General features: G+C 61.5%; 16 protein-coding genes and 1 pseudogene. 6 read left to right on the top strand and 11 right to left on the bottom strand.

Features of this window, described 5'->3' with window-relative positions:
• The first annotated feature begins 106 nt into the window (after positions 1-106).
• Positions 107-856: a peptidoglycan DD-metalloendopeptidase family protein gene (locus AC3WOG_RS30820; protein ID WP_492581574.1), complete on the top strand. Its 750-nt coding sequence runs from the start codon at positions 107-109 to the stop codon at positions 854-856.
• 181 nt (positions 857-1,037) lie between these two features.
• Positions 1,038-2,045: a low-specificity L-threonine aldolase gene (gene ltaE / locus AC3WOG_RS30815; RefSeq protein ID WP_492581573.1), complete on the top strand. Its 1,008-nt coding sequence runs from the start codon at positions 1,038-1,040 to the stop codon at positions 2,043-2,045.
• A gap of 70 nt (positions 2,046-2,115) precedes the next feature.
• Here ltaE and AC3WOG_RS30810 read toward each other — a convergent pair whose 3' ends face one another.
• A complete protein-coding gene (locus AC3WOG_RS30810) occupies positions 2,116-3,483 on the bottom strand; it encodes an MFS transporter (RefSeq protein WP_492582504.1) in 1,368 nt (455 codons plus the stop codon).
• A 736-nt stretch (positions 3,484-4,219) separates the two neighbouring features.
• Between AC3WOG_RS30810 and AC3WOG_RS30805 the strand changes: the two genes are divergently transcribed.
• The gene (locus AC3WOG_RS30805; RefSeq protein WP_492581572.1) at positions 4,220-6,673 is read left to right on the top strand and encodes a glycogen/starch/alpha-glucan phosphorylase; all 2,454 of its coding nucleotides are present in this window, start codon (positions 4,220-4,222) and stop codon (positions 6,671-6,673) included.
• A 75-nt stretch (positions 6,674-6,748) separates the two neighbouring features.
• Here the strand turns inward: AC3WOG_RS30805 and AC3WOG_RS30800 are convergent.
• Positions 6,749-7,579: pseudogene (locus tag AC3WOG_RS30800) on the bottom strand (hypothetical protein).
• Between the two features lie 188 nt (positions 7,580-7,767).
• Positions 7,768-8,157, bottom strand: a complete 390-nt coding sequence (locus AC3WOG_RS30795) for a DUF6232 family protein (RefSeq protein WP_492581571.1) — start codon at positions 8,155-8,157, stop codon at positions 7,768-7,770.
• Positions 8,158-9,010: 853 nt separating this feature from the next.
• On the opposite strand from AC3WOG_RS30795, the gene AC3WOG_RS30790 reads away from it, so the two are divergent.
• Together AC3WOG_RS30790 and AC3WOG_RS30785 are read left to right on the top strand one after the other, a co-directional pair.
• Positions 9,011-11,158 carry a S53 family peptidase gene (locus AC3WOG_RS30790; protein ID WP_492581570.1) on the top strand — a complete coding sequence of 716 codons (2,148 nt, stop codon included), beginning with the start codon at positions 9,011-9,013 and terminating at the stop codon, positions 11,156-11,158.
• Between the two features lie 227 nt (positions 11,159-11,385).
• Positions 11,386-12,756: an MFS transporter gene (locus tag AC3WOG_RS30785; RefSeq protein ID WP_492582503.1), complete on the top strand. Its 1,371-nt coding sequence runs from the start codon at positions 11,386-11,388 to the stop codon at positions 12,754-12,756.
• A gap of 1,676 nt (positions 12,757-14,432) precedes the next feature.
• Here the strand turns inward: AC3WOG_RS30785 and AC3WOG_RS30780 are convergent.
• A complete protein-coding gene (locus AC3WOG_RS30780; protein ID WP_492581569.1) occupies positions 14,433-15,920 on the bottom strand; it encodes a YncE family protein in 1,488 nt (495 codons plus the stop codon).
• Positions 15,917-16,354, bottom strand: coding sequence for a DUF305 domain-containing protein (locus AC3WOG_RS30775; protein ID WP_492582502.1), 438 nt, complete (start codon positions 16,352-16,354; stop codon positions 15,917-15,919). The genes AC3WOG_RS30780 and AC3WOG_RS30775 overlap by 4 nt, the downstream gene beginning before the upstream one ends.
• A 625-nt stretch (positions 16,355-16,979) precedes the next feature.
• Here AC3WOG_RS30775 and AC3WOG_RS30770 point away from each other — a divergent pair.
• Positions 16,980-18,395, top strand: coding sequence for an IS1182 family transposase (locus tag AC3WOG_RS30770; RefSeq protein ID WP_492576091.1), 1,416 nt, complete (start codon positions 16,980-16,982; stop codon positions 18,393-18,395).
• A 228-nt stretch (positions 18,396-18,623) separates the two neighbouring features.
• On the opposite strand, the gene AC3WOG_RS30765 is transcribed toward AC3WOG_RS30770, so the two are convergent.
• The 6 genes from AC3WOG_RS30765 to AC3WOG_RS30740 all read right to left on the bottom strand — a co-directional run bounded on the left by AC3WOG_RS30765 (position 18,624) and on the right by AC3WOG_RS30740 (position 24,738).
• Positions 18,624-20,207 carry an EAL domain-containing protein gene (locus tag AC3WOG_RS30765; protein WP_492581568.1) on the bottom strand — a complete coding sequence of 528 codons (1,584 nt, stop codon included), beginning with the start codon at positions 20,205-20,207 and terminating at the stop codon, positions 18,624-18,626.
• A gap of 295 nt (positions 20,208-20,502) precedes the next feature.
• A complete protein-coding gene (locus AC3WOG_RS30760) occupies positions 20,503-20,889 on the bottom strand; it encodes a BON domain-containing protein (protein ID WP_492581567.1) in 387 nt (128 codons plus the stop codon).
• Positions 20,890-20,919: 30 nt separating this feature from the next.
• Positions 20,920-22,065, bottom strand: a complete 1,146-nt coding sequence (locus AC3WOG_RS30755; RefSeq protein ID WP_492581566.1) for a porin — start codon at positions 22,063-22,065, stop codon at positions 20,920-20,922.
• A gap of 92 nt (positions 22,066-22,157) precedes the next feature.
• Complete coding sequence (locus tag AC3WOG_RS30750; protein ID WP_492581565.1) at positions 22,158-23,786, bottom strand: 3-(methylthio)propionyl-CoA ligase; 1,629 nt, start codon at positions 23,784-23,786, stop codon at positions 22,158-22,160.
• 42 nt (positions 23,787-23,828) lie between these two features.
• Positions 23,829-24,191 (bottom strand): Rieske (2Fe-2S) protein, encoded by a 363-nt coding sequence (locus AC3WOG_RS30745; protein ID WP_492581564.1) that lies wholly within the window; start codon positions 24,189-24,191, stop codon positions 23,829-23,831.
• Complete coding sequence (locus AC3WOG_RS30740; RefSeq protein ID WP_492581563.1) at positions 24,178-24,738, bottom strand: RBBP9/YdeN family alpha/beta hydrolase; 561 nt, start codon at positions 24,736-24,738, stop codon at positions 24,178-24,180. Before AC3WOG_RS30740 ends, AC3WOG_RS30745 begins: the two co-directional genes overlap by 14 nt.
• Positions 24,739-24,742 lie beyond the last annotated feature (4 nt).

Below are 24,742 nucleotides of genomic sequence, written 5' to 3'. Positions count from 1 at the left end.
CGCGCGCGGCGGGCATAATGCGTGTTGCCGCTTTGGTTGAACACTACACTGCGCTTTGCCGCGCACGCTGGCAGATCAATTGAATCAACGTGTCGAGGATCATCACATGACAAGACAATGGCAATTCACGGGGACGCGGTTTCTGATCGCGGCCACGTTTGGCGTCGTGCTCGGCGGCTGTACGACAATGCCGTGGGAGAGCACGCCGTTCTACAGCAGTACGCCGAGCCGGCCGACCACCCTCAGCACGGTCCCCGTGCCGGCAGGTTTCTATCGCGTCAATCCGGGTGACACGCTCGCCGGCATCGCCTCGGCGTTCGGCCGTCGGCCGCAGGACCTCGCTACGTGGAACGGTCTGGCGCCGAACACCGCGGCCGTCAATCCAGGGCAGGTGCTGCGTGTTGCGCCGCCGATGGCCTCCGGCAGCGTGGTGACGCCGCCGGTCAATGTGGCCGGCGCGAACGGTCCCGCCGCCGCTCCGCAGCAGGGCGTGCTGCTGTGGCCGTTGCGCGGGCCGGTGCTCAAAGGCTTCGCACCGGGCAGGTCGAACGGCATCGTGATCGGCGGGCACCCCGGCGATCCGGTCAAGGCGGCCGCCACCGGCCGGGTGGTGTACGCGGGCTCCGGTATCGAGGCGTACGGGCCGCTGATCATCATCAAGCACGACGATTCGCTGATTACCGCCTACGGGCAAAACAGCACGCTGCTCGTCAAGGAAGGCGACGCCGTCGCGCAAGGCCAGACCATCGGCGAGGTCGGCGTGGATAACCGGGGTGTGGCGTCGATCCAGTTCGAAGTGCGCCAGAACGGTCAACCGGTCGATCCGCTTGCCTGGTTGCCCAAGTCCGGCGGCTGAGTTCAGTTCACTCGCCGGGAACCAGCGCGAGATGGCGCGCGCGGGTTTTTAGCGCGATTCTCCGCGCTGCGGTAATTGAAATACACTCTGCGGTTCAACAGCCGGAGCCGCGCCCGCCAGATGAAGCTTTCGAAGCGCACGCCGCCGGCCGCCACGGGCCGTCAAACAGAGGATTCTCACAATGATCGATTTACGCAGCGATACCGTAACCCGTCCGACGCCGGCCATGCTCGCCGCCATGTCGGCCGCCGAAGTGGGCGACGACGTCTGGGGCGACGACCCGACCGTGCTGCGTCTGCAAGCGAGCGTCGCCGAGCGTACCGGCAAAGAGGCCGGCCTGTTCTTCCCGAGCGGCACGCAAAGCAACCTGGCCGCGCTGATGGCGCATTGCGCGCGCGGCGACGAATACATCGTCGGCCAGTTGGCGCATACCTATAAGTACGAAGGCGGCGGTGCCGCGGTGCTCGGCAGCATCCAGCCGCAGCCGCTCGAAAATGCCGCCGACGGTTCGATTCCGCTCGACAAGATCGCCGCCGCGATCAAGCCGATCGACAATCATTTCGCGCGTACGCGGCTGCTTGCGCTGGAAAACACCATCGGCGGCAAGGTGCTGCCGGCGGGTTATGTCGCGGAAGCCGTGCAACTGGCGCGCCAGCACGGGCTGTCGGCTCACCTCGACGGCGCGCGTGTCTACAACGCGGCGGTCGCGTCCGGGCAGCCGGTCGCCGCGCTGTGCGGGCCGTTCGATTCGGCATCCATCTGCTTTTCGAAAGGCCTGGGCGCGCCGGTCGGCTCGGTGCTGGTCGGCAGCCGGGCGCTGATCGAGCTCGCGCATCGCTGGCGCAAGGTGCTCGGCGGCGGCATGCGCCAGGCGGGCGTGCTGGCGGCTGCTTGCCTGTATGCACTCGATCACCATGTCGAGCGTCTGGCCGACGATCACGCGAACGCCGCGCATCTGGCTTCCGGCCTCGCCGACATCGGGCAGGTCAAGGTGCAGTCCGTGGCGACCAACATGGTGTTCGCGCAGTTTCCGCAGCAGCACTGCGCGCCGCTCGAAGCGTGGCTCAAGGAGCGTGGCATTCTTACGCAGATGCTGTACGCGTCGCGATTCGTCACGCATAAGGATGTGTCGCGTGCCGATATCGATACGTTTATCGCGGCAGTGAAGGGGTATTTCGCCGCGCATTGAAGCGGCGACGCGTTGGAACACTGAGGCAACAAAAAGCGGGCGCACTGTCGCGGCAGTGCGCCCGTTTTGTTTATTCCGCCGCCGCCTTTGCGTGCACGCCGGCTCGATGCGACGGCGCCAGAAGCCGCAGCCCGCTCGCAAGGCTCGCGGCGCCGGCGAAGAAAGCACCGGCGCCTAGCGCGAGCGTCGGCCCGTGCCGGCCCGCAATGCCGAAGCTCAGCGCGACCAGCGCCGCGCCGGTGGTTTGCCCGAGCAGCCGCGCGGTCGCGACAATGCCGCTGGCGCCGCCGCTGCGCTCGGGCGGCGCGCTCGCCATCAACGCTTTGAGATTCGGCGACTGGAAGAAGCCGAAGCCCGCGCCGCACACCGCCATCCGGATGCCGATATCGAGCACGTGCGGATGCACCGGCAACAACGCGAGCGACGCCATCCCCGCCGACATCACCGCGAGGCCGATCGCGCCGAGCAAGCCCGGCGGATAGCGGTCGGACAGACTGCCCGCCAGCGGCGCGGCCAACGCCACCACCACCGGCCACGGCGTCATCAGAAAGCCGGTCTCGACCTGGCTGCGATGCAGCACATCCTCGAAGTAGAACGGCAGCGACACGAACGCCAGCCCTTGCGCGGCGAACGAGCATACGGCAGTCACCGCCGACAACGCGAATACCGGCCGCTTGAACAGATCGACGGGCAGCATCGGCGCCGGGTGTCCCGCCTCACGCCGGATCAGCAGCAGCCCGAACACGACGGCAACCGCCGCGGCGCTCAGCACCCGTTGCGCCGGCGCTCGCTGGGCGGCCTCGCCGAGCGCGAAAATCAGCGCCGCGAAGGTGATCACGTTGAGCAGCGCGGCGACCGGGTCGAAGTTGTGCGTGCCGCGCTCGGTGTGCGGCAACGCCGGCCATGCGAAGGCGAGCGCCAGCAGACCCAGCGGCACGTTGATCGCGAACAGCCACGGCCATGCCGCCACCGACAGAATCAGCGACGCCACCGTCGGCCCGACCGCGAACGACACGCCGACGATCAGCGCGTTGGTGCCCAAGCCGCGGCCGAGCCGATGCGGCGGATAGAGAAAGCGGATCAGCGCGGTATTCACGCTCATGATCGCGCTCGCGCCGAGTCCTTGCAGCACGCGTGCGGCGGCCAGCTGCGGCAACGTTGAGGCGAGCGAACAGGCCAGCGACGCCAGCGTGAACAGCGCAATGCCGCCGATATAAATGCGCCGATGCCCGACGATGTCGCCGAGCGCGGCGAGCGGCAGCAGCGTCGCGACCATCGCGAGCTGGTACGCGTTGATGATCCATACCGACGCGGCGGGCGCGGCGTGCAGATCGGCGGCGATGGCGGGCAGGGCGGTGTTGGCGATCGCCGTGTCGAGCGTGGCGAGCGCGACGGCCAGCATGATCGCGGCCATCGCGCGGCGGTTCGCTGCGGACATCGGGCCGTCCGCCGGGTAGGTATGAGCGGAATGGGCGCTGGGTTTGTCGGACAAGGCGTGGCTCGTCGGGTTAAGCATGCCGAAGCGCTGGCCGCGCCAAGGGTGGCGCGGTGCGCAAGCGGCAGGGTTGGGTGTGGAGTGAAGCGCGCGTGGCCTGAGTGCGGCGGTCAGGGCGGCTGGCGCAGCGAATGTAGCGATTGTTACAGAGACGTGGAAATCGTGCTGAGAACGCGGCGGCAGGGGTGGCCGTTTTGCTGACGTTTTAATGCAACTAACGGTCAAGCCCGCGCCGCGTCTTCGAATTCGGCGGGCGACCGCACGATACAGGCTCGCGCGGGAAACACGTTGAGCAGGCGAGGCGGCCTGATTCGACCACATATCGCCGGCATCGAGTCGTTCATCCGCACGTCACACGGTAGAAAAATAATCGCGCTGCATCTCATCGAAGCGCGCACCCATCGCTCGCCGGCGTTTGCCTGATCGTTTGCCTCTTTTGCACACCGATGCACGCGCGCAGTGCCATGAATGCGCCGCTTGCACCGCGCGCGTGCGCAAAACCCGCGAAGCACCGGATGTCGGCGGGCATGGCATGTGCGTGATAGCCGCTCGCGCTCGCGGATGTCCGCGGGCCGTAAAATGTTCTACTCTGCTTGTTAACCCGCCTGACCGGCACGCGCCTCCCGTCCGTCAACTGTGCGGTTTGCGTATGCCGCGTCGCTTTCTCCCGGAGGCTTCGATGACAGCCGTCGATCTGGAATTCGACCAGCTCAACAGTACCGTCGACGCGCTACGGCGCTCAATTTCCAATCGCATGATGTACGGCGTCGGCAAAGACGCCGTCACGGCTCACCCGCACGACTGGCTGCACGCCGCCGCGCTGACCGTGCGCGACCGGCTGGTCGCGCGCTGGATGAAGACCACACGCCTGCAATACGAACAGGACGTGAAGCGCGTTTACTACCTGTCGATGGAATTCCTGATCGGGCGCACCTTCACGAACGCGTTGCTCGCGCTTGGCATCTACGATCAGATGAAGGAAGCGCTCGCGAGTCTGGGCGTCGACATGGAAGCGCTGACCGATCTCGAGCCGGATGCCGCGCTCGGCAATGGCGGCCTCGGGCGGCTGGCCGCCTGCTTCCTCGATTCGATGGCGACGCTCGGCATTCCGGGCTTCGGCTATGGCATCCGTTACGAATACGGCATGTTCCGTCAGGAGATCGTCAACGGCGAGCAGGTCGAAGCGCCGGACTACTGGCTGCGCGCGGGCAATCCGTGGGAGTTTCCGCGGCCCGAGATCAAGTACATGGTGCACTTCGGCGGCCGCACGGTGCAGCGCGGCGAGCATGTCGAGTGGATCGACAGCGAGCATGTGAACGCCACCGCCTACGATACCGTCATTCCCGGCTACGCGACCGGCGCGACGAACACGCTGCGGCTATGGTCGGCGCGTGCGACCGAAGAGCTCGACCTCGGTGCGTTCAACCGCGGCGACTACCGTAACGCGGTCGATACGAAGAATATGTCGGAGAACGTGTCGCGCCTGCTGTACCCCGACGATTCGACGCCTGCCGGCCGCGAGTTGCGGCTTCGCCAGGAGTACTTCTTCGTCTCGGCGACGATGCAGGATCTGATCCGCCGCTATCAGCGCACGCATAGCACGTTCGGCCGTTTCGCCGAAAAAGTGGCGGTGCATCTGAACGATACTCACCCGGTGCTGGCGATTCCTGAGCTGATGCGTTTGCTGGTTGACGTGCATCACGTGCCGTGGGACAAGGCTTGGAAGCACATCACGCAGATGTTCTCGTACACGAACCACACCTTGATGCCCGAAGCGCTCGAAACGTGGGACGTCGAGACGCTCGCGCGTCTGCTGCCGCGCCATCTGGAGATCATCTTCGAGATCAACGCGGAGTTTCTCAAGCATGTCAGCGAGCATTCGGGGCATGATGCCGAGATGATCCGCCGCATTTCGCTGGTCGACGAATATGGCCAGCGGCGCGTGCGGATGGCGTATCTGGCGATCGTCGCGAGTCACAAGGTGAACGGCGTGTCGAAGCTGCATTCGCAACTGATGACGCGCGATATTTTCGCCGACTTCGCGCGCATCTTTCCGGAGCGCTTCACCAATGTGACCAACGGCATCACGCCGCGGCGCTGGCTCGCGCAGGCGAGTCCGTCGTTGTCGTCGCTGATCGATCAGCAGATCGGCAAGCACTGGCGCAGCAATCTGTTCGAGTTGGAGCAGCTGCGCGATTTGCGCAACGACTCAGCGTTCATCGACGCCTTCCGTGAAGCGAAGCGGCAAAACAAATTGCGGCTCGTGCAGCGGCTCGCGCATCACACGAAACAGCACTTCGATCCCGACGCGCTGTTCGACCTCCAGGTCAAGCGCATCCACGAATACAAGCGGCAATTGCTGAACGTGCTGCACGTGATCGTGCGCTACAACCAGATTCGCGCGAACCCCGAGCGCGACTGGGTGCCGCGCGTGGTGATGTTCGCCGGCAAGGCGGCGTCCGCGTATCGAATGGCGAAGACGATCATCAAGCTGATCGGCGACGTCAGCGAAAAGGTCAACCACGATCCGCTGATCGGCGACCGGCTGAAGGTGGTGTTCGTGCCGAACTACGGCGTGAGCGTGGCCGAGCTGATCATTCCGGCGGCCGATCTGTCCGAACAGATTTCGATGGCCGGTACCGAGGCGTCGGGCACCGGCAATATGAAGCTCGCGCTCAACGGCGCGTTGACGATCGGCACGATGGACGGCGCGAACATCGAAATCTGCGACGCGGTGGGACGCGAGAACATCTTCATCTTCGGCCACACCGCCGACCAGGTGGACGACTTGCGTGCCACCGGCTACCGGCCGCGGCAACTCTACGAGGAGAATCCGGAACTGCGCATGGCGCTCGACCAGATTCGCTCGGGCTTCTTCTCGCCGGACGATCCGCTACGGTTCTCCGACATCTTCCATACGTTAGTCGATTGGGGCGATCACTACATGGTGCTCGCCGATTTCGCGGCGTTTGCGAAGGCGCAGGACGACGTGGATGCGCGTTTCGTCGACCAGCGCGCGTGGGCCGGGAGCGCGATCGAAAACGTTGCGGGCATGGGGCAGTTTTCGTCGGATCGCACGATCGGCGAATATGCGCGCGACATCTGGCATGTGAAGTCGCTCAATATGGAGTGACGGCGCGCGGTTGTTCGCTTCAAAGAAAAAGGCCGGTTCGAGAGAACCGGCCTTTTTTCTAGCGTTCGATGATTATCACGGCGCGAACCTCTCGCGCTCCTTCGCGGCATACAGACCCAGCTGTCCGCGCGGGAAATCGAACAGTACGTCGCTGTTCTGCATCGCCGTCAAGCCGACCACGATACGGTTTGCATCCGGTTTCGCCTTGACAATCTTGACCTGCGCGCTCTCATAACGATGCACCCATGGTCCCGTGCCGATTGCTATTTCGTTGTTGCCCTGATTGAGCACCTTGCCTTCTTCGTCGTCGCCGGTCCAGTTCGGCGCTTGGTCCGTTTCGATGCGGATCATGCCGGTGCTGCCGGTTGCGAACACCAGCGGCGCGCAAAAAGTCATCTTGTTGGCGACATTCACGCAGCCTCTCGGCCATTGCGCTGTGCCGTCTTTCGACAACGTCATCGGCACCATCGTGTAGTCCTTCGTGATCGCGCTCGACGGGCTCAACACCATGTACGGTTTCGCGAAGTCGCCAACGGCAGCGACGACACGCCGCCGGCGCTCGCGTAGTTCGAGCCGGGCAGCACCGACTTCAACACCCGCACGCCTTGCGTGCCCGTATCGAGCGCGACGTACACCGGCTTGCCGTCGAGCTGAACCGGCAGGCCGAGGCGCGCGTGATCTTGGTCGGCGCGCTCCACCTGCAGCGGAATCAGCAGGCCGTTATTGCCGCCGTTGATCAGCGCGGCAGTCGAGGCCGGCGGGATAGGCGTGGGGAAGGTGGTCGAGCACCCGGGTCAGCGCGACGCTGGCGAAGGTCGCGGCCAGCGCCACCGCGGCGCAATGACGAAAATGATGACGAAAATGCCGGAAGTGCCGGTGGGTGGCATTGAGAGACGACAGGAATATAGGATCACGCTTTGCAAAAAGGCGGGTCCCTGGCGAAGGCGAAGCAACGTGAGTTGATACCTGTCCACTCTAGCGATGCGCGCCTCAACTACGCGCAAAAGCTGCTGCGCCGCGAATCAATTTTGTGTTAGCGCGTGGTGTCTGAATGTGCCACTTGAGCGCGCCACGCCGAGCGCTTTGCGAATGGCTCAAGCGGTAGGCGCGGCAGCGGCCGCCTTCGCTTCATGCACGGCCACGGCGACCCGCTCGACGAATTCGCGGTCGATGCTCGACAGCGCCTCACGTTCGCCATTGGCGGTCTGCACCATCAGACGATGGGTAATGTCCTGCGTCGCCCAGGTGAGCCAGCCGACCACCGCCAGCATCGTGCCGCACACGATGCCCGCCGGCGAGTGCAATATCGCGCCGGCAATGGCGCCGGCCAGCCCGATGAGCGAGATCGTAGACGGTAAGACTTTGTTCTTTTGTACGGTGACAACCTGCACGTCCAGAATGTCGCGCAGCGGGAACACCTGGCCGGCGGCTGAAAGCGCGTTACGCGTGACCGACACGCCACGATCATTGAAAGGGGTTTCCATCGAGTCGAATGCAAGCGGTGGCAAAGGGCGCAGCGTACCAGACTTTGGTTGACTATTATTACGGGTTTTTGAGTCTCTCGCAGAGCCACTGACGATCCGCTCGATGACGACGTTCCGGCGCTGTACGCGTGCCGGTGCGCTGCGGCGGGCTGCCGTCGGTCCATGCTGGCCGACGCGGCGTGAACAGGGTGGCGCAGGCCGCGGAGGGTAGCAGGCTCCGAGCGGTACTATAGGTCTAACTTTCTTCGAAATTCAATCGTAAATGGTGCATATGGCGAGTCGATGTATCTCCGCAAATAGTTCGGCAAGAATTCACCTGAATAAGAACGCACGATTCAAACGCATTTTCGCTTTGGCACAGAGGTATGCGTCAAAGCAGGGGATCCTGGTGCGAGCGTAGTTCTGGACAACATCCATTGTGAATATTGTCCGCTGGATGAAGAGCGAATCAAATGATGTCGTTGCCGCGCGATGTTGCAACTTCATGAATTCAGGCTCGTCGGATTGTGCAAATTGACTTAGGGCAGTAGAGCCTTGACAACGGCTTAATTGCTTCTACCATCGAGTGACTGACCGGATCCAGGATGAGTCGAAGGCTGTCTTCCTCTTCCTGACGTGGGAAGCTGCGCTCGAAGATGAGCAGCCGTAGCAGCGATCCGGCGTTTGGCGCGGTTTGAGGTAGTCCGCGAGCAATACATGTCCCTACACCCACGTTCTCCGGAAGACCGTTGAGTTTTTCCCCGGCTGGATGATTGGGGTGCTGTCTCGACAAGCTCCGAATACGGCTTACTGCTGAGTTTCGGATGCGCAAAGCTGGTGGCCGATGCTGCGAGGGCGCGTAGGGAGAAACAACATGTTCACTCGATTCCAATCGGGGTTCCGGGTGCTTGTTCTGATGCTCATCGCCATGGTCGGTACGTCATCCGAAACAATGGCGCAAACAACCCGGCAACTGGTCACTCAGGTTGTCGATGAGCGACAGACCGTCGAGCTGACCGGCAATATCCGGCCCGAGGCAAGTGCAGAGAACGATCGCGGGCGTGTCGACGACACGCTCGTGCTCGACCACATACAGCTTCTGCTGAAGCGCCCAGCCGAGACCGAAGCCGCTCTCGTGCGCTTTATCGATCTTCTCCACGATCCGAAGTCGTCCTATTTCCACCAGTGGCTCACTGCCGAGCAATTCCGCGTGAATTTCGGTCCGGCAGACGCAGATGTGAGCATGGTCAGGAATTGGCTTTCCAGGCATGGACTAACGGTGAACGGCGTGCAGGCAAGCGGCATGGTGATTGACTTTTCCGGGACCGCGGGACAGATCCGTGACGCGTTCAAGGCCGATATCCATCGGCTCGACGTGGGTGGCGCCGCGCATATAGCGAACATGAGTAATCCGCGGATTCCGGCCGCGCTTTCCGCGGTGGTGAATGGGATCGTGTCGCTGAACGACTTCCTGCCGCACACGAATTTCAAGTCCCGGCCCGAATACACGTACATCAATGGCAACTCGACCTATCACGCAGTCGTTCCGGCCGATCTCGCGACGATCTACAATCTGAACCCGATGTTTCGTTCCGGCATCTCCGGCCAGGGACAGACGATCGTTGTGATCGAGAATACCAACGTGTTTAGTCCCGCAGACTGGGCGACGTTCCGCTCGGCCTTCGGACTATCCGGCTACACGTCCGGCTCCTTTACGCAAATCCATCCGGCGCCGGCCGGCGGCGCTAACAATTGCCTGAATCCCGGCGTGGTTGCCGGTACCGAGAGGGAAGCCGAGCTCGACGCGGAATGGGCGAGTGCCGCAGCCCCAAGCGCCGCCATCGTGCTCGCGTCCTGCGCAGATACCAGCACCACGTTTGGCGGCCTGATCGCGCTCCAGAACCTCGTGAACAGCAGCAACCCGCCGGCGATCGTCAGCATCAGCTACGGCGAATGCGAAGCGAAGAACGGCGCCGCAGCCAACGCTGCTTACAGTGCCGCTTACCAGCAGGCGGTTGCCCGCGGTGTCTCGGTTTATGTCTCCGCCGGTGACGAAGGGGCCGCGAGCTGCGATGCCGGTCTGGCCAATGCGACTCATGGAATCGGAGTCAGCGGCCTCGCGTCGACGCCGTACAACGTCGCGGTCGGCGGCACCGATTTTGCCGACACCTATGCCGGGATCACCGCCTCTTACTGGACCGCGACCAATGCAGCGGCTTACGGATCGGCGATATCCTATGTCCCCGAAATTCCGTGGAACGATTCCTGCGCCAGCGTCCTGATTGCCGCCACAAGCGGCTACTCCGCGACCTATGGCACGACCGGTTTTTGCAACAGCGCGACCGGCAAGGCCTATTATCTGACGACGTCGAGCGGCAGCGGCGGGCCAAGTGGCTGCGCGGGGGGGACGCCGTCGGTGAGCGGTGTCGTCAGCGGAACATGCCGCGGCTATGCCAAGCCGGTGTGGCAAACGCTGCTCCTGCTGCTGGGCAACCCGGCCGACGGTGTGCGTGACCTTCCTGACGTCTCTCTTTTCGCGGCCAACGGAGTTTGGGGCCACTACTACGTCGTCTGCGATTCTGATACGGCGAACGGCGGCGGCGCCTGCACGGGAGCGCCGAGCGGGTGGTCTGGCGGCGGAGGAACGTCGTTCGCCGCGCCAATCTGGGCCGGGTTCCAGGCTTTGGTGAACCAGAAGACTGGCGCCCGCCAGGGTAATCCGGATCCGGTCTTCTATACCCTGGCGGCCACGGAATATGCAGTGGGCGGGACGATCACCTGCAATTCGAGTCGAGGTAACGGTGTCGCTAGCAGCTGCATCTTCTATGACGTCACGCTCGGCGACATGGACGTGAATTGTTCAGGCACGAACAATTGCTATGGCCCGAGCGGCAATTATGGTGTCCTCTCCACGAGCAACAGCCGCTACTCGAAAGCTTATGGCGCCGGTGTCGGCTGGAACTTCGCTACCGGCATCGGCACGGTCAACGTCACCAATCTGGTGAACGCCTGGCCGCGTTGACCGGTTCGATGAGCAAGGTGTGGAAACGAGGTTGGGGTGGGGGCACCGGGGGCATTGTCATATGAAACTCTTTGCGTCGTAGCAGTGCGACGGACGAAGCCCTTTTTAAAAGCCGCTGGACCGTGCTAATGATCGCGACGCGTGCCAGTCGCACCTTGCGCCACCGGAACCTCTCATCGTGCAAATGGTCTATATACGATATCGCCCTTTTTCCGGGGGTGTCCAAAATGGCTGCCACGCAATCAGGGGCCATGCCCCTCTCAGAGGCGGACGCCCGGCGCCAGTTGCGCCGCGCTGTCATCGCCAGCACGATTGGTACCACGATCGAATGGTACGACTTCTTCCTCTACAGTACGGTCACCGGCCTGGTTTTCGCGAAGCTGTATTTCCCAGGATCGGATCCGCTCGTCGGCACACTGCAGGCTTTTCTGATCTACGCCGTCGGCTTTGTAGCGAGGCCGGTCGGCGCGGCCATTTTCGGCCACTACGGCGATCGCATCGGACGCAAGGCCACGCTGATCGTCACACTGTTACTGATGGGACTCGCCACGTTTGCCGTGGCCTTTGTTCCCACCTACGCGGTGATCGGCATCTGGGGCGCCGTCGCGCTTACGGTGCTGCGCTTCATCCAGGGTGTGGGCGTCGGCGGCGAATGGGGTGGCTCGGTCTTGATGTCGATGGAATGGGCGCGCACCAACGCGCATCGCGGCTTCGTCGCCTCCTGGCCGCAGTTCGGTGTGCCGGCGGGACTGTTCCTGGCAAACCTGGCAGTGCTGGCCATGAGCGAGATCTCCGGCAGCGGTTTCCTCACGTGGGGCTGGCGAGTGCCTTTCCTGCTCAGTATCGTACTGGTCGCGATCGGCCTCTACATCCGCTTGAATATTCTCGAGACGCCGATCTTCGCGCGGCTCCTCGCTGAGCGCAAGATCGAGAAGACCCCGATGCTCGAGGTGTTGCGCCGCCAGCCGAAAGACATCCTTCTCTCGGCTTTTGCGCGCATGGCCGAACAGGCACCTTTCTATATTTTCACGGCCTTCGTCTTCACCTATGGCGTCTCGACACTGGGCGTGACACGCAACCTGTTGCTGACGGCGGTGCTGGCGGCTTCGGTGCTGGAATTCGGCACCATCCCGCTCTTCGGCCATGTGTCCGATCTGATCGGGCGGCGGCGAATGTACATGATCGGCGCCGCCGCCGTCGGCGTATTCGGCTTCCTCTATTTTGCAATGGTCGACACCAGGAATCCGATGTGGATCTTCGCGGCCATCGTGCTCTCGCTGGTGCCGCATTCGATGATGTACGGTCCGCAGGCCGCTTTGATCGCCGAATCCTTCACAGGGCGGCTGCGTTACAGCGGCGCGTCGCTGGGCTACCAGTTGGCTTCGGTCATTGCCGGCGGCCCTGCGCCGCTGATTGCGACCGCGCTCTTCGCTTACTACCATTCGGGCTATGCAATCGCGGGCTATGTCCTGGCGTGCGCGGTGCTCAGCCTGATCGCCGCTTCGCGGCTGGGCGATTACACGAACAAGGACATCTCGCGGGAATACGACGATCCGCGCGCGATGAGCGATAGCGGACACGCCACCCCGGCTGCATGATTCATCAGCTTGGCGCGGCTTGTGCCAATACGCCGAGGTAAGTGGCCCAGGCCGGGACCAGCTGTTGATGTTCGTTAATTCCGGGAGCGGATGAAAAACGGGGGAGGGGCGCTTTCACTTTTGAGCGAACTCTGGCGATCGAAAGTGAAGGAACCGCTTGGCGAAGCAAGTCTCCAGTCTCCCGTCGAGCAGCTCGACCCGTGTTTGCAACAAGTAATGGGCGCCCTTCATTGACCACCTCATTTGTTGACGTTTTGTAAGCCGTCGATTTATCAAATGATTCATGACCGATTCGGCAGACGCCGACGATACTCGACGGCCGGCCATGCGAGCCCGTTGATGGTCGATAAGGTCGTAGCGATTATTCACGAGGAAGGACAACAACAATTGAGCGGCTGCGCGAGAGGCAGTACCTGCGCAAAGTTCATAGAACCTTGGCAAAGAGCCGATTTCGAACTTCAGCGAAGCGATGAGCGTGCGTACGATCTCTATCGCCGCGTCACCCCTCCCACGCCATAGCTGGTCGCGCACGCGACTTAATAGTCGCTCGCATCGTTGCATGACCACGGGTCGTTGTAGCAGAGGAAGCGTGTACGCACAGAGCGCCGATCTCACAGAATGAAGTTTCATGCCGATGTGAAACCAATCGAGAATCCTCGGCGCGACGCAAGGCGCAACTGACGTCACTAGCGATCGCATCCCCCGAGCGCCATCTGTGACCACGTCAACCGTAGTGGTCAGAACTCAGCCACACTGATCGAGCGCGGCCGCGACCAGCACGCGTGTCAGGCTCGGGCGCTGGAGTGCGCACGCAAATCGTCGAGCCGCTATCCCATCACATTCGACACGGCCGGCGATAACTTCAAACCTGCGCACATCTTCCCACGGGACCGCGGTGATCACGGTGCAGTCTATTGCGAGGCGCAAGTGCCTGGCACCGTTGAGAGGTCGAGTTCCCGCGAACCATCCAACGTGGAACTGATCATGTTCAATGTGTTCACCGCAGTCGAGAGTTTCCCTGCGAACAGTGGCGTGAGACAGGGTGTGCAGCCCGGCGAGGTCAGCAACGTTGCGCGCAGCAGATCTGTACGAAACAGAGGCGCCTTCCTTCGCGCACAGGTACGCAAGTTCTGGCGTGCGCCGTCCCGGTAGCAGGGTTTCTATTGGACACTCGGAGAATCGCAAATCCGACGAGTGATCGTTTTCGTCCAGCGGTTCGGGGGTGCGCAAGCAGGATATGACGCGGGGCACGCGAACTCTGACACTACCCAAGGCGGTCGCAAAGACGCGAGGGCGCCAGTCTTTTATGCGGCGGTATCGTCCGCAATGTCTGCAGCATCGGCGCTGAGCGTCGTAGGCGCGGATCTGGTCCTAGGCCACCGCATGTTGAAGGCTAGAAAGCAGACTTTTTCCTTCGGACATCGACAATCCAAAATCAGCCAGGGTAGCTCCCTCGAGCGGGCGCTGAAACGTAGCTAACGGCACTTTCTCATCGGTACCGTCCCGCTGCAGGTAAATCGTCCAATGCATATCCATTTGTCACCTCGGTTCACGGGTGTCAAAGGTAGCTTAGTGCAAAGTGTCGTGCTCCCCCAGTTTTTGTCCGGTCCCTTGCAAGCCGAACTCAAGTGTCACCGAACTCCGCCTGGGCCGGTGACGCACGCATCGAGATTGACCTACGACGCGAGCAGCGCCTGCACCTGTACCGGGGCTCCCGGCTTGCCTGAAACTTGCGGCGCAATCACGAGGTAGCGGTGCCTGTCGCCAGCAGTGCCCACGCCGGGCGCGACCAACTGGCGGATCTGGCCGAGCGCATTCACAATCGCAGAGCCGGCTGGATTGGTCATGAAGTTCGCCAGCGCTTCTATGTTGCCGGTGCCGTCAGAGTTGTCTGCGAGGCCCAGCACATACGCTTGCTTTGGCTGCAGGCCCGTGACGGCCGCCTGAAGGACCTGCACGAGACCTTGGTCGAACAATGCGACAGTCGTGGGTGCGCTAGCGACGTCCGCCGACTTGCCCGAGCCCACGGGAACCAGGACCAGATGCGTACTCTGCCCGGCGAGACCGAGCGGCTGCGTATTCTGCGTGCCGTCTCCTTCCGGGACCGCATTCGGTACATAGGTGACAGCCTGCGGCGCCTGGCCGATGGGCACGGTCGCGATTACCCTGTTCGTCAGCGTATCGATGGCGGTCATCGCGTCGGCATTTTCAAGGCCGACGTAGATACGGCTGCCGTCACCGGACGGCCACAGCCCATGCGGCAGGTTGCCGACGGAAATCGTCGAAACCTGCGAGAAGTCGTCGGTTCGGAACACCTTGACCTGGTTCAGGCCTCCGACGGTCACATAGGCGAACGTACCGTTAGAGTTATGCACGATGTTCACATGATTCGTAATTGGGCCCGTGTCGAGTGTCCTGATCAGCCCGAATGGCGGCCGCGCCTCGAACACCTGGGTCTTGCCCACATCCTTGAGCGTAAACCATATCTGCTTGCCATCCGGGGTCGCAGCGATGTCCGGGCAGAAGGGGCTTGCCTGCTTCACCGTACCGACAATCTTGTGGTCAGCAACCGAGATGACCTCCGTTTCGGGGTTGAACGATGAACACACGTAGCCATACTTCCCGTCTGGCGAGAAGATCTGCATGCCCGGGCCGGCCGGCACGGTGATCCGGGATTTCTCTTCAAACGTTGTACCGTCAAGCACGGCCACATAGTTTTCGCCGCGCACAGTCACCCAAACCTCCTTGCCGTCAGGCGTAAAGAAGGCTTCATGAGGCGAGCGGCCAACGTATGTGACGTGCTTGACTGCATTCGTCTGCGTATCGATGAAGGAGACCGAGTTCGAGCCGATGGACACCACAGCAATTGTGCGATGATCGGGCGAATACCCCATGCCGTGCACGAGCAACTGGCCTTTGTACAACGGGCTGAAGTTGCCTGGCGACGGGTCTCCCAGACGAATCACTCCGACCACCCTGTTGTTCGCCGGATCGATAACGGAGACGGTGTTCGAGAATTGCTCGGCGGCATAGACGCGGTCATGGTGGCTGACCGGAATATCTGGGTCGGACGACGAACCAGGGGCCTGTCCAGCCCATGCGAACTGGGCTGCAGCCAGTGCCGCCATGGTCAGCGCCGATGTAAGAAGGGACGTGTGTTTCATTGCGGCTCCTTTTGCGTGTGGCTCAGCATGTTCATCTGCATGCCGTGGTGGGACATCGCGTGTGCGTCCCCCGCGGATGAGGAAGCAGGCTCTTGCTGATCTGGTGCGGGTGTCGACGGCGGCAGGGGCTGACCAAGCGCGAGGTGCATCGCAACAATCTCCTGTTGTTGCTCGACGACGATTTCCTGCGCGATGCGACGCAATTGCTCGTTGCGTCCATAGCGCAATTCGGCCTGTGCCATGTCAATGGCGCCCTGGTGGTGAGGGACCATCATCGCGACGAAATCCCGGTCAACATCGCCCGTCGGTCTGATAGACATGTCAGCCATCATCTTCGTCATCGCGGCGTCATTCTCTTGAAGAAACGGCGCCTCGTCTGAGCTTGCGGCCTGCGGTCCAGCGGCGAACGACGGGGGTATTCCAACTCCAGACATGGCAAGTGCGACGGCTACCCTCAGTACCACTGGGACAGACAGACGGATCGAGACTGGCATAAGGGTGTCCCTCCTTTTTCGTGTTGGCACATGCTTCAATGGAGTGAACCCATCGGGCGTCGACTTATTCCGAACGTCGAGAACTAATTTTGTTGTTCAGCGCAGTGACTGTTGGAGGGCGGAAGAGGCCCCGTAGCGGAAATTGCCCGGCGCCGCCTGTGAAAAGCTCTCCGACTGCATGATCGAGCATCGCTTCAGGGCGAAGAGATTGATGCCGTCCACATCCGGTCGGAACTGCGGAAATCCAACCAGTATCGGGACGGTGCACAGCGCTATGCGTACGATCGAGTAGAACTGCGCTCCTGCCGCCCTCCCTGGAACGTATCGGACGTGCCCAAAATATCAAACGTCTTCCGGGAACAACCGAGTGGCCCGTCTGCTGCTTCCGGATGCACGACGGACGGGGCTCAGGCAGGTCCGTCTCATCAGGCTGTGTTCGACCCACTTCGGTCGTTCGCTGTGGGCTCGGTCAGCGGCGGATATCTGAGGATTGTGTTGAAAAAGTCGCCCGTGGTTCGGAATGTTCGGTATCCTGGAAGACATCGATCGACGGGAGTGATTCGTCATGATGGGTCAACTGGGCCGCGGACAGGACAAACTCTTCTACTCGTTTAACCTCGATAATCACGTCCCTCGCGAACACCTGTTGAGAGGCATCGATCACTTCCTTGATCTGCGCGATCTACGCCAGCATCTCGCGCCGTTCTACAGTCCGATGGGGCGGCCATCGATTGATCCGGAGCTCATGATCCGCATGTTGATCGTCGGCTACTGTTTCGGCATCCGGTCCGAGCGCAGGCTATGCGAAGAGGTACATCTGAACCTGGCGTATCGATGGTTCTGTCGCCTGGGCCTGGAGGACGCCGTACCCGAACACTCGACATTCTCCAAGAACCGCCACGGTCGCTTCCGCGATAGCGATGTACTACGCCATGTGTTCGAGTCGGTGCTGGGTCGGTGCATGTCCGAAGGGCTCGTAAAGGGTGAAGGATTCGCGATTGACGCAAGCATCATCAGAGCCGACGTGAGCTCTGCACGCGGTGTTCCGGGTTCCGGGCCCATCGACTGGGGTTGCGTCAAGGGACAAAGCCGTGCAGTGCGCGAGTATCTGGAAGCATTGGAAGAAGCGAATCCAGCGGGCACCGAAGCGGCGGAGATGGCAGAGACATTGCCCCCTCCAAAGAGGATATCTCTGACGGATCCCGCCGCGAGCTGGACAGCGGCCAAGGGTGGCTTGCCGTTCTTCGCCTACTCGACCAATTATCTGATTGACCTGCAGGCAGGGATCATCGTTGACGTCGAGGCGACGCCCGCGAACCGTTCGCACGAAGTGGAATCAACCAGGACGATGATTGACCGCGTTGAGCGGCGGCATGATCTCAAACCTCGACGTCTTGCAGGCGACACCGCGTATGGCTCGGCAGCGATGCTTGCCTGGATGATCGAAGAGAAGGAGATTGCACCACATGTTCCGGTCTGGGATAAAACGACGCGCAAGGACAATACATTGTCCAGCAGCGAGTTCCTATGGGATGAACTGGCCAATGAATATCGCTGTCCCACCGGGCACGCACTACGCAGTGATCGGCGCAAATTCACGAATCCGCGCTCGCGCGTCACGAAGGCTGACACGATCATCTATCGGGCAAGTCAGCTCGACTGCGAGAGCTGTTCGATGAAGGATCGCTGCTGTCCGAATACACCATTCCGCAAGATCGCCCGCAGCATCCATGAAGCTGCGCGTGACGAAACGAGGCGTATTGCGAAGACGCCTGAATACAAGCGATCTTGCCGTGAGCGAAAGAAGGTGGAAATGCTCTTTGCCCATCTCAAACGCATCCTGAAACTGGACCGTTTGCGACTGCGAGGTCCAAGCGGTGCTCATGATGAGTTCCTGATGGCAGCGACTGCGCAAAACCTGCGAAGAATGGCCAAGCGGTTCATGTCAGGAAGCAAGCAGATGAACCAGGCAGTTGCATGACGAGAAATGAGGATCGTTGCCTCGCCCAAGTTCACCGCTTCGCCGATCGTCACAACTCGATAACGTCGTGCCAACTCCAGCGCCCTGATCCAAAACAAGACTTTTTCAACACAATCTCGCTGACGGCGGCCCTTCGTCGGACGATGCCATCCGGCGGGTCGTCGGGCAGTTGCGGTTTGCATGTGCATTGGCACGCGCGGCGTCGCATTGTCTCACTGCACACCCGGGTTACTGATGGATCGGCTGAAGCGTCGATCTGCTTTCGTTAAGCCAGAAGATAAGTTCATTGACACGCATGGCCTTCGCAAACAACCAGCCCTGTCCATACTGGACGCCTCTCTGCACCAGATATTCGACCTGGATATCGCGCTCGACGCCCTCCGCCACGATTTCCACCCCCAGTTCGTGTGCCATCTCGATGATATGAGGCGCGACGACGCTGGATGCTGCGTCTTGTGCAATGGTGTCGATAAATGACTTGTCGATTTTCAGGACATCGATCGTAAAGGTTTGCAGATACGATAGGCTGGAATACCCGGTTCCGAAATCATCGATATAGACAGGGTGGCCAGCATCCCTGAATGCCGCTATTGTTTGCCGCGTTGCGTCGGCATCCATGAAGCTTCGCTCCGTTGCTTCGATTCTGACCTGAGCAGGTCGAATACCCGTTTCCTGCAGCCGGGCCGTGAGAACGTTCAGGAAACGGCGCGTTCGCAAATCCTCGCTGCTCACGTTGATTGAGACGTAGAACGAAGGACGCGAGCGCAAGAGCTTCGACAGCTCGTCAATCGTCTTGTCCAGTACGAGGTCAGTCAACTGCTGAATAAGACCGTTTTGCTCTGCGACCGCGACAAAGACTTCCGGCGAGATGTAGCGTCCGTTCAAGTTCCACCTGACGAGCGCTTCCACGCCAACGCATTCGCCGCTCGTGAGGCGGACGATTGGCTGGAAAACCACGTCGAGTCTCTTGCGTGCTATGGCCCATTCGAGCGTCGCAGGGAAGGAGAGTTGCCGCGAGATTCGCCTGAACGCAATCCAGCCAAGCACACCTCCGACAACGACACCAATCGAAAGCCACATCACGAGCAAACCAGGCCAGTGACCCACGAGGCTACTGCGCGGAGACTTGACTACCACCCCGAGGGGCCGGCTTGACGAACGGGCGACAGCGTAGTGCCATTGTTCGTTGTTCACGTGCCCAGCCAGCTTCCATGCGTTGAGCATGTCGTCGGCGTCCGCACCAGGTGACAACGCAAGGATTGTGTTTGTCTCGACATTGATCGCTGCGATCGGTCTTCGGGCGGGGTCGATAAGATCGACGTAGGACTGCGGGTCGATCGAGACATAATTTCCATTGCGGCCAATCTGAATATCCTGACGCTCGTCGCTGAGGGGGTTCTTCTGCCTGTACCAGAGCAGATAGCCGTCCTTGCTCCGCCAATCGGGCGGAGGCATCGTCAGATGCTGCGCCCGAACGTCGCCTAAAAGCGGTGAGCACAGATATTGTCCGCCACCGTAAGCACCAGCGTCCTGCACGTACCGGTAATTGAAAGCCACGCGGGCAAACTGCGCGATCCGGACGGGAGAGCAGAGACCGCCGGGGAGCGCCTCCATGTCCGCAATAGCAGCGAATGCCTGGTAGGTGACAAGCTCCGTGCGCATCACAGCTTTCGCGGCGAACTGCTGCAGATCTTCTTGCTCGCGACGTTCTGCATCCTCGTCGGCGATATAGATGCTGGTCAGTACTGGGGCAACCGTGGCTATGCAGCCCAGTGCGACAGCAGCAGAAATAAGCGACAGCCGCTTGATCATCTCGCAAGTCCCGTCGTGAATGACCGTAAGAGAGGCTTCGCGCCACAAGTGCGGCATGCTCAGGGTCGAACGCGTGGAATTACGATGCCAGCATGAAGAATAGTATCTGGAGCTATTTTTTCAACGCGTTTGATTTGTGCGCCCTATATCCGCTCCTGGGCGAATGCGAACAGCCGATCTCGCAAGGAGGCAGTGGCTGCGTGAGGCCGCCAAATCGGGCGTCGCCACTGATGGGTCGAAGTCGGCGCGGCCAGTTGTCTTCGGCCTCGCCCACTCCGTGCCTGACTACGGCAGATTACATGCCGCCAAATGGCTTCTTCACCGTCAGCTTGTTGGTCACCGACGCCACTCCGGGAACGCCCCTGGCGATCGCCTCGGCCTTGCCGATCTGGGCAGCTTCCGTGACCGTGCCATTCAGTGTCACCGCGCCGTCTTTCGCGATGACACTGATGTCTCCGGCGCTGATTTCCTTGTCCTTCCCGATGGCGGCATAAATCCTACGGCGCAGGGCACGGTCCGCTTTCCTGCCCGCGGGTGCCACAGCGCCCGATGCCGCCATCACGGACGCACCTTGCGCACTGGCCGGTGCACTGGCTGCGTCACCGGTCTGGGACCACGCCGTCGTGGACGCTGCAACGAACCATGCGGCGACCAACAGCTCGAGTGCCTTGATTGTTTTCATGGATTACTCCGGTTTATGAAGGTGACGAAATCAGAAGCTATGGCGAATGCCGACCATGGCCGCACTGGTGGAGACGCCCGGCGCAACCGGAGCCCCATAGATGATCGTCTGGTTCATCGTCCCCTTGTTGTCGACATAGCCGACTTGCGCGTACACCTTGGTCCTTTGGGACAGGTTGTATTCGGCACCCACTGCGATTTCGCTCGAGTGATTCGCTGAATGGTTCCGGTCCTTCAGGTAGTAGTAGCCGGACGTGATCTTGAAGTGCGGATTGAATTGGTAGCCGAGGCCACCCGACACCATTTCGAAGTCAACGGTGTTGCTCTTCGCCGGGTTCTTGCCGATGCCGTACGAGGCGGACATAGAAAACCCGCTGATCGTATACATCGCACCGAAATAGTAGAAGCGGTTATTGCTCTGGCCTGTCGCAGGCGCAGCCGGCGCCGCCGGATAGGTCAGCGGGAACGGATTGGTGTCATGTCCGTTGTAGTACACAGCGGACAGGTTCAGACCGTAATTCGAATACTTGAGCACAGCCGATTCACGCGTGCCGCCCTGGAACTGTCCCGCGACGCCACCCGGCGCGTACTCAAGCGCAAGCGATGCACCATAGAATTTCGGCGAATTGTAGACCAGCGCGTTGCTGTCATAGAGGGCGCCGATTGGAGCGTTCGTGCTGGTGCCGGGCCAGCCGGCCGCCTGATTGATGCCGAGCCACGCAGTCAGGATACTGCCGAAATACTGTGCGCCGCGTACGTCGGTTTCCGCCATCGCGTAGATCATCGGGATGATCTGCCGGCCGGCGTCGAACGTGCCAAACGGCCCGGATGCCCCGACCGTTGCATACTGGTTGAAGATTGCGGTCGTGCCCGGCGTGTCGGACAGACCGAACTTGCCGTTCGTGGTGTTGAACGTGCCTTGCAGCTTGAAGGTGATCTTGTAGCCACCGCCGATGTCCTCGCTTCCCTTCAGGCCCCAGTAGCTGGCATAGATGCCGCCGTCCTTGAGTTGATAGACATGCCCCTGGTTTCGCGCGGTCGGCAGGAACGTTGCCGCCGAGGTACTTTGATACAGGAGTCCACTGTCGAGTACGCCATAGAGCGTGACCGAAGACTGGGCATGGGCTGCGGTGGAAAAAACTATCAGCACTGCCAGGCTGCCTGACTTCAATTTCATTGTGTCTCCTCCAGGTTTGAGGCGTGCCGGGTGGACCCGGCAGTTTATGGTTTGTTACTCGAATGAAACTGTGTTGCTGCCGCGCCGGTGTCTCAGGCCGACAGGTAGTAATCGCCGAACTGATTCCGTAACCGGTTCTTGAGCACCTTGCCCGTTGCACCGAGCGGAACCGAGTCGACAAACACAACGGCATCGGGCTTCCACCACTTCGCAAGCCGGCCGTCAAAGAACGTGAGCAGTTCGTCCGCGACGAGCGCGCTGCCAGGCTTCTTCACGATCAGCAGCAGTGGCCGCTCGTCCCACTTCGGATGCCGCGCGGCGATGCATACCGCCGTCGTGACTTCGGGGTGCAGGTATGCGACGTTTTCGATGTCGGTCGAGCTGATCCATTCGCCGCCGGACTTGATGACGTCCTTGCTGCGATCCGTAATCTGCATGAAGCCGTCGGGATCGATCCTGGCCACGTCGCCGGTCGGGAACCAGCCGTCGCGCAGCGGCGGTGTGTCGTCACCGCCGAAATATTCCCGCGTGACCCAATGACCGCGCACGAGAAGGTCGCCAGTTGCGGTACTGTCCCACGGCAACGCCTTGCCTTCCAGGTCGACGATTTTCATGTCGATGCCGAACACCGGGCGCCCCTGCTTCGCCTGAAGCGCGTAGCGCTCTTCCAAGGACAGAGATACCTGATGTGCCTTGAAACTGCAGACGGTGCCGACCGGGCTCAGTTCCGTCATGCCCCATGCATGCACGACGTCGACGCCATGGCGCGTCTGGAACGCCGCCGTCATCGCCGTCGGACAGGGAGCGCCGCCGATAATCGTGCGCCTCATCGACGAAAACGAACCCGTGATCGCGTCGACATGCGCGAGCAGTCCTTGCCAGACTGTCGGCACGCCGGCCGACAGCGTGACCCGTTCGTCCTCGATCAGTTCATGGAGCGACCTGCCATCCAGCGCCGGCCCCGGAAACACCAGCTTCGCACCCACCATGCAGGCGATATACGGCAGTCCCCACGCGTTCACATGGAACATCGGCACGACCGGGAAGATCACATCGCGCGCCGAACAGTTCAGCGAATCCGGCAGCGCCGCCGCGTAGGTGTGCAGCAGGGTCGAGCGGTGGCTGTATAGCACCCCCTTCGGATTGCCGGTCGTCCCGGACGTGTAGCACAGCGATGACGCGCTGTTTTCGTCCAGCAGCGGCCAGTCGAAAGCGTCGCTGTGACCGTCGACGAGATCCTCGTAGCACAGCAGCATCGTGGACAGGCCATGGTCTCGCGGCATGTGCGCGCGATCTGTCATTGCAACGAAGACCTTCGGACTTTTGACCCGCGGCGCGACGCTCTCGATCAGCGGCAGAAACGTCAGGTCAAAGAACACGACGCGATCTCCCGCATGCTCGATGATGTACGCGAGCTGGTCGACGTGGAGCCGGGGGTTGAGCGTATGCAACACGGACCCGGCCCCGGACACGGCGAAGTACAGCTCCATATGCCGGTAGCCATTCCACGCCAGCGTGCCTACGCGCTCGCCCGGCTGGATGCCGAGGCTTGCGAGGGCGTTTGCCATGCGGCGCGCGCGTTGCGCAAGATCCCGGTACCGATACCGGTGAATGTCGCCTTCGACCTGTCGCGACACGATTTCCTGTCCGCCGTGATGGCGTTCAGCATGCGTGAGCAGCGAAGCGATCAGCAGCGGTTGCTGCATCATCAAACCTTGCATCCTTGTTCCCCTGAATGGCTGTGTGTTCCCGCGCGGCCCGGATCACGATGCCGCATTGCACGCGGGTGCCGGCGCCGGACTGGCGACTGGATCCTCGAGACTCACGAACAGCTTTCCGTCGATGGCCCGGACTGGGAATGTCGTCAGGCTCAACCCACTTGCACCCGGCATGCAACCGGTGCGGAGGTCGAAGCGCAGACCGTGCGCCGGGCAGCTCAGCACGCACCCGTCGAGATGACCGTTCGCGACCGAGGCCCCCTGGTGGGGACACGAGTCGTCAATCGCGTGGATCGTGCCGTCGATGTTAAAAAGGACAACTCCGCGGCCATTGATGAAGGCCAGTTTTCGCTGGCCTGGTCCGAGTTCATCGACCGCACCAACCGGTATCTGATCAGACGAGTTCATGGATCAGTGTCTCCGCCATAGGCCATTCACCAAACCCTGCAGCTGGATTCAGGTGACCGACTTCGCCGAGGTCGACGAGACGACTGCCCCAGTGTTTCGCCATCGCCGCGGTACGCTCGAACTGCGCGAGCGGATCGTTGCGGCTCGCACCGACAATGCTCGGAAACGGGAGCGGCTTTCGTGGAATCGGCTGCCAACCGTTCTGAGCGAGCGCATCGAAGGCCGGATAGGCTGGCGGCAGCGGCGTCTCGAGGTCGGCCGGAGCGGCGAGCAATGCACCGTGAATCCTGCGGCTGTGCTGCTGGGCCCAATGCACCGTGATCATCACGCCCGCGCTATGCGCGACCAGGATCACCGGGCCATCGATTTTCGCGAGGGCAGCATCGAGCGCCGCAACGCGCGCAGCGCAACTGAGTTTGTCGTGCTCGAGCGGTGGCACCGAGGCCGCCTTGGGCAACTTCCGCTCCAGCAGAGTTTGCCAGTGCTCCGCGACGTAGTCGCGCAAGCCGGGCACCATCAGAATGGTCGGTGTCGTATCGAGGGTCATGAAG

The sequence above is a fragment of the Paraburkholderia sp. FW306-02-B genome (assembly GCF_058782725.1).
Note: the sequence above shows the minus strand (reverse complement) of the source record. Positions and strands in the feature narration are given on the sequence as shown.

Coding starts and splice junctions, on each gene's coding strand:
- AC3WOG_RS30785 (WP_492582503.1), top strand. CDS start 11,386: ATGGCTGCCACGCAATCAGGGGCCATGCCCCTCTCAGAGGCGGACGCC.
- AC3WOG_RS30810 (WP_492582504.1), bottom strand. CDS start 3,483: ATGTCCGCAGCGAACCGCCGCGCGATGGCCGCGATCATGCTGGCCGTC.
- AC3WOG_RS30740 (WP_492581563.1), bottom strand. CDS start 24,738: ATGACCCTCGATACGACACCGACCATTCTGATGGTGCCCGGCTTGCGC.
- ltaE (WP_492581573.1), top strand. CDS start 1,038: ATGATCGATTTACGCAGCGATACCGTAACCCGTCCGACGCCGGCCATG.
- AC3WOG_RS30755 (WP_492581566.1), bottom strand. CDS start 22,065: ATGAAATTGAAGTCAGGCAGCCTGGCAGTGCTGATAGTTTTTTCCACC.
- AC3WOG_RS30820 (WP_492581574.1), top strand. CDS start 107: ATGACAAGACAATGGCAATTCACGGGGACGCGGTTTCTGATCGCGGCC.
- AC3WOG_RS30750 (WP_492581565.1), bottom strand. CDS start 23,786: ATGCAAGGTTTGATGATGCAGCAACCGCTGCTGATCGCTTCGCTGCTC.
- AC3WOG_RS30805 (WP_492581572.1), top strand. CDS start 4,220: ATGACAGCCGTCGATCTGGAATTCGACCAGCTCAACAGTACCGTCGAC.
- AC3WOG_RS30765 (WP_492581568.1), bottom strand. CDS start 20,207: ATGATCAAGCGGCTGTCGCTTATTTCTGCTGCTGTCGCACTGGGCTGC.
- AC3WOG_RS30745 (WP_492581564.1), bottom strand. CDS start 24,191: ATGAACTCGTCTGATCAGATACCGGTTGGTGCGGTCGATGAACTCGGA.
- AC3WOG_RS30770 (WP_492576091.1), top strand. CDS start 16,980: ATGATGGGTCAACTGGGCCGCGGACAGGACAAACTCTTCTACTCGTTT.
- AC3WOG_RS30790 (WP_492581570.1), top strand. CDS start 9,011: ATGTTCACTCGATTCCAATCGGGGTTCCGGGTGCTTGTTCTGATGCTC.
- AC3WOG_RS30780 (WP_492581569.1), bottom strand. CDS start 15,920: ATGAAACACACGTCCCTTCTTACATCGGCGCTGACCATGGCGGCACTG.
- AC3WOG_RS30795 (WP_492581571.1), bottom strand. CDS start 8,157: ATGGAAACCCCTTTCAATGATCGTGGCGTGTCGGTCACGCGTAACGCG.
- AC3WOG_RS30760 (WP_492581567.1), bottom strand. CDS start 20,889: ATGAAAACAATCAAGGCACTCGAGCTGTTGGTCGCCGCATGGTTCGTT.
- AC3WOG_RS30775 (WP_492582502.1), bottom strand. CDS start 16,354: ATGTCTGGAGTTGGAATACCCCCGTCGTTCGCCGCTGGACCGCAGGCC.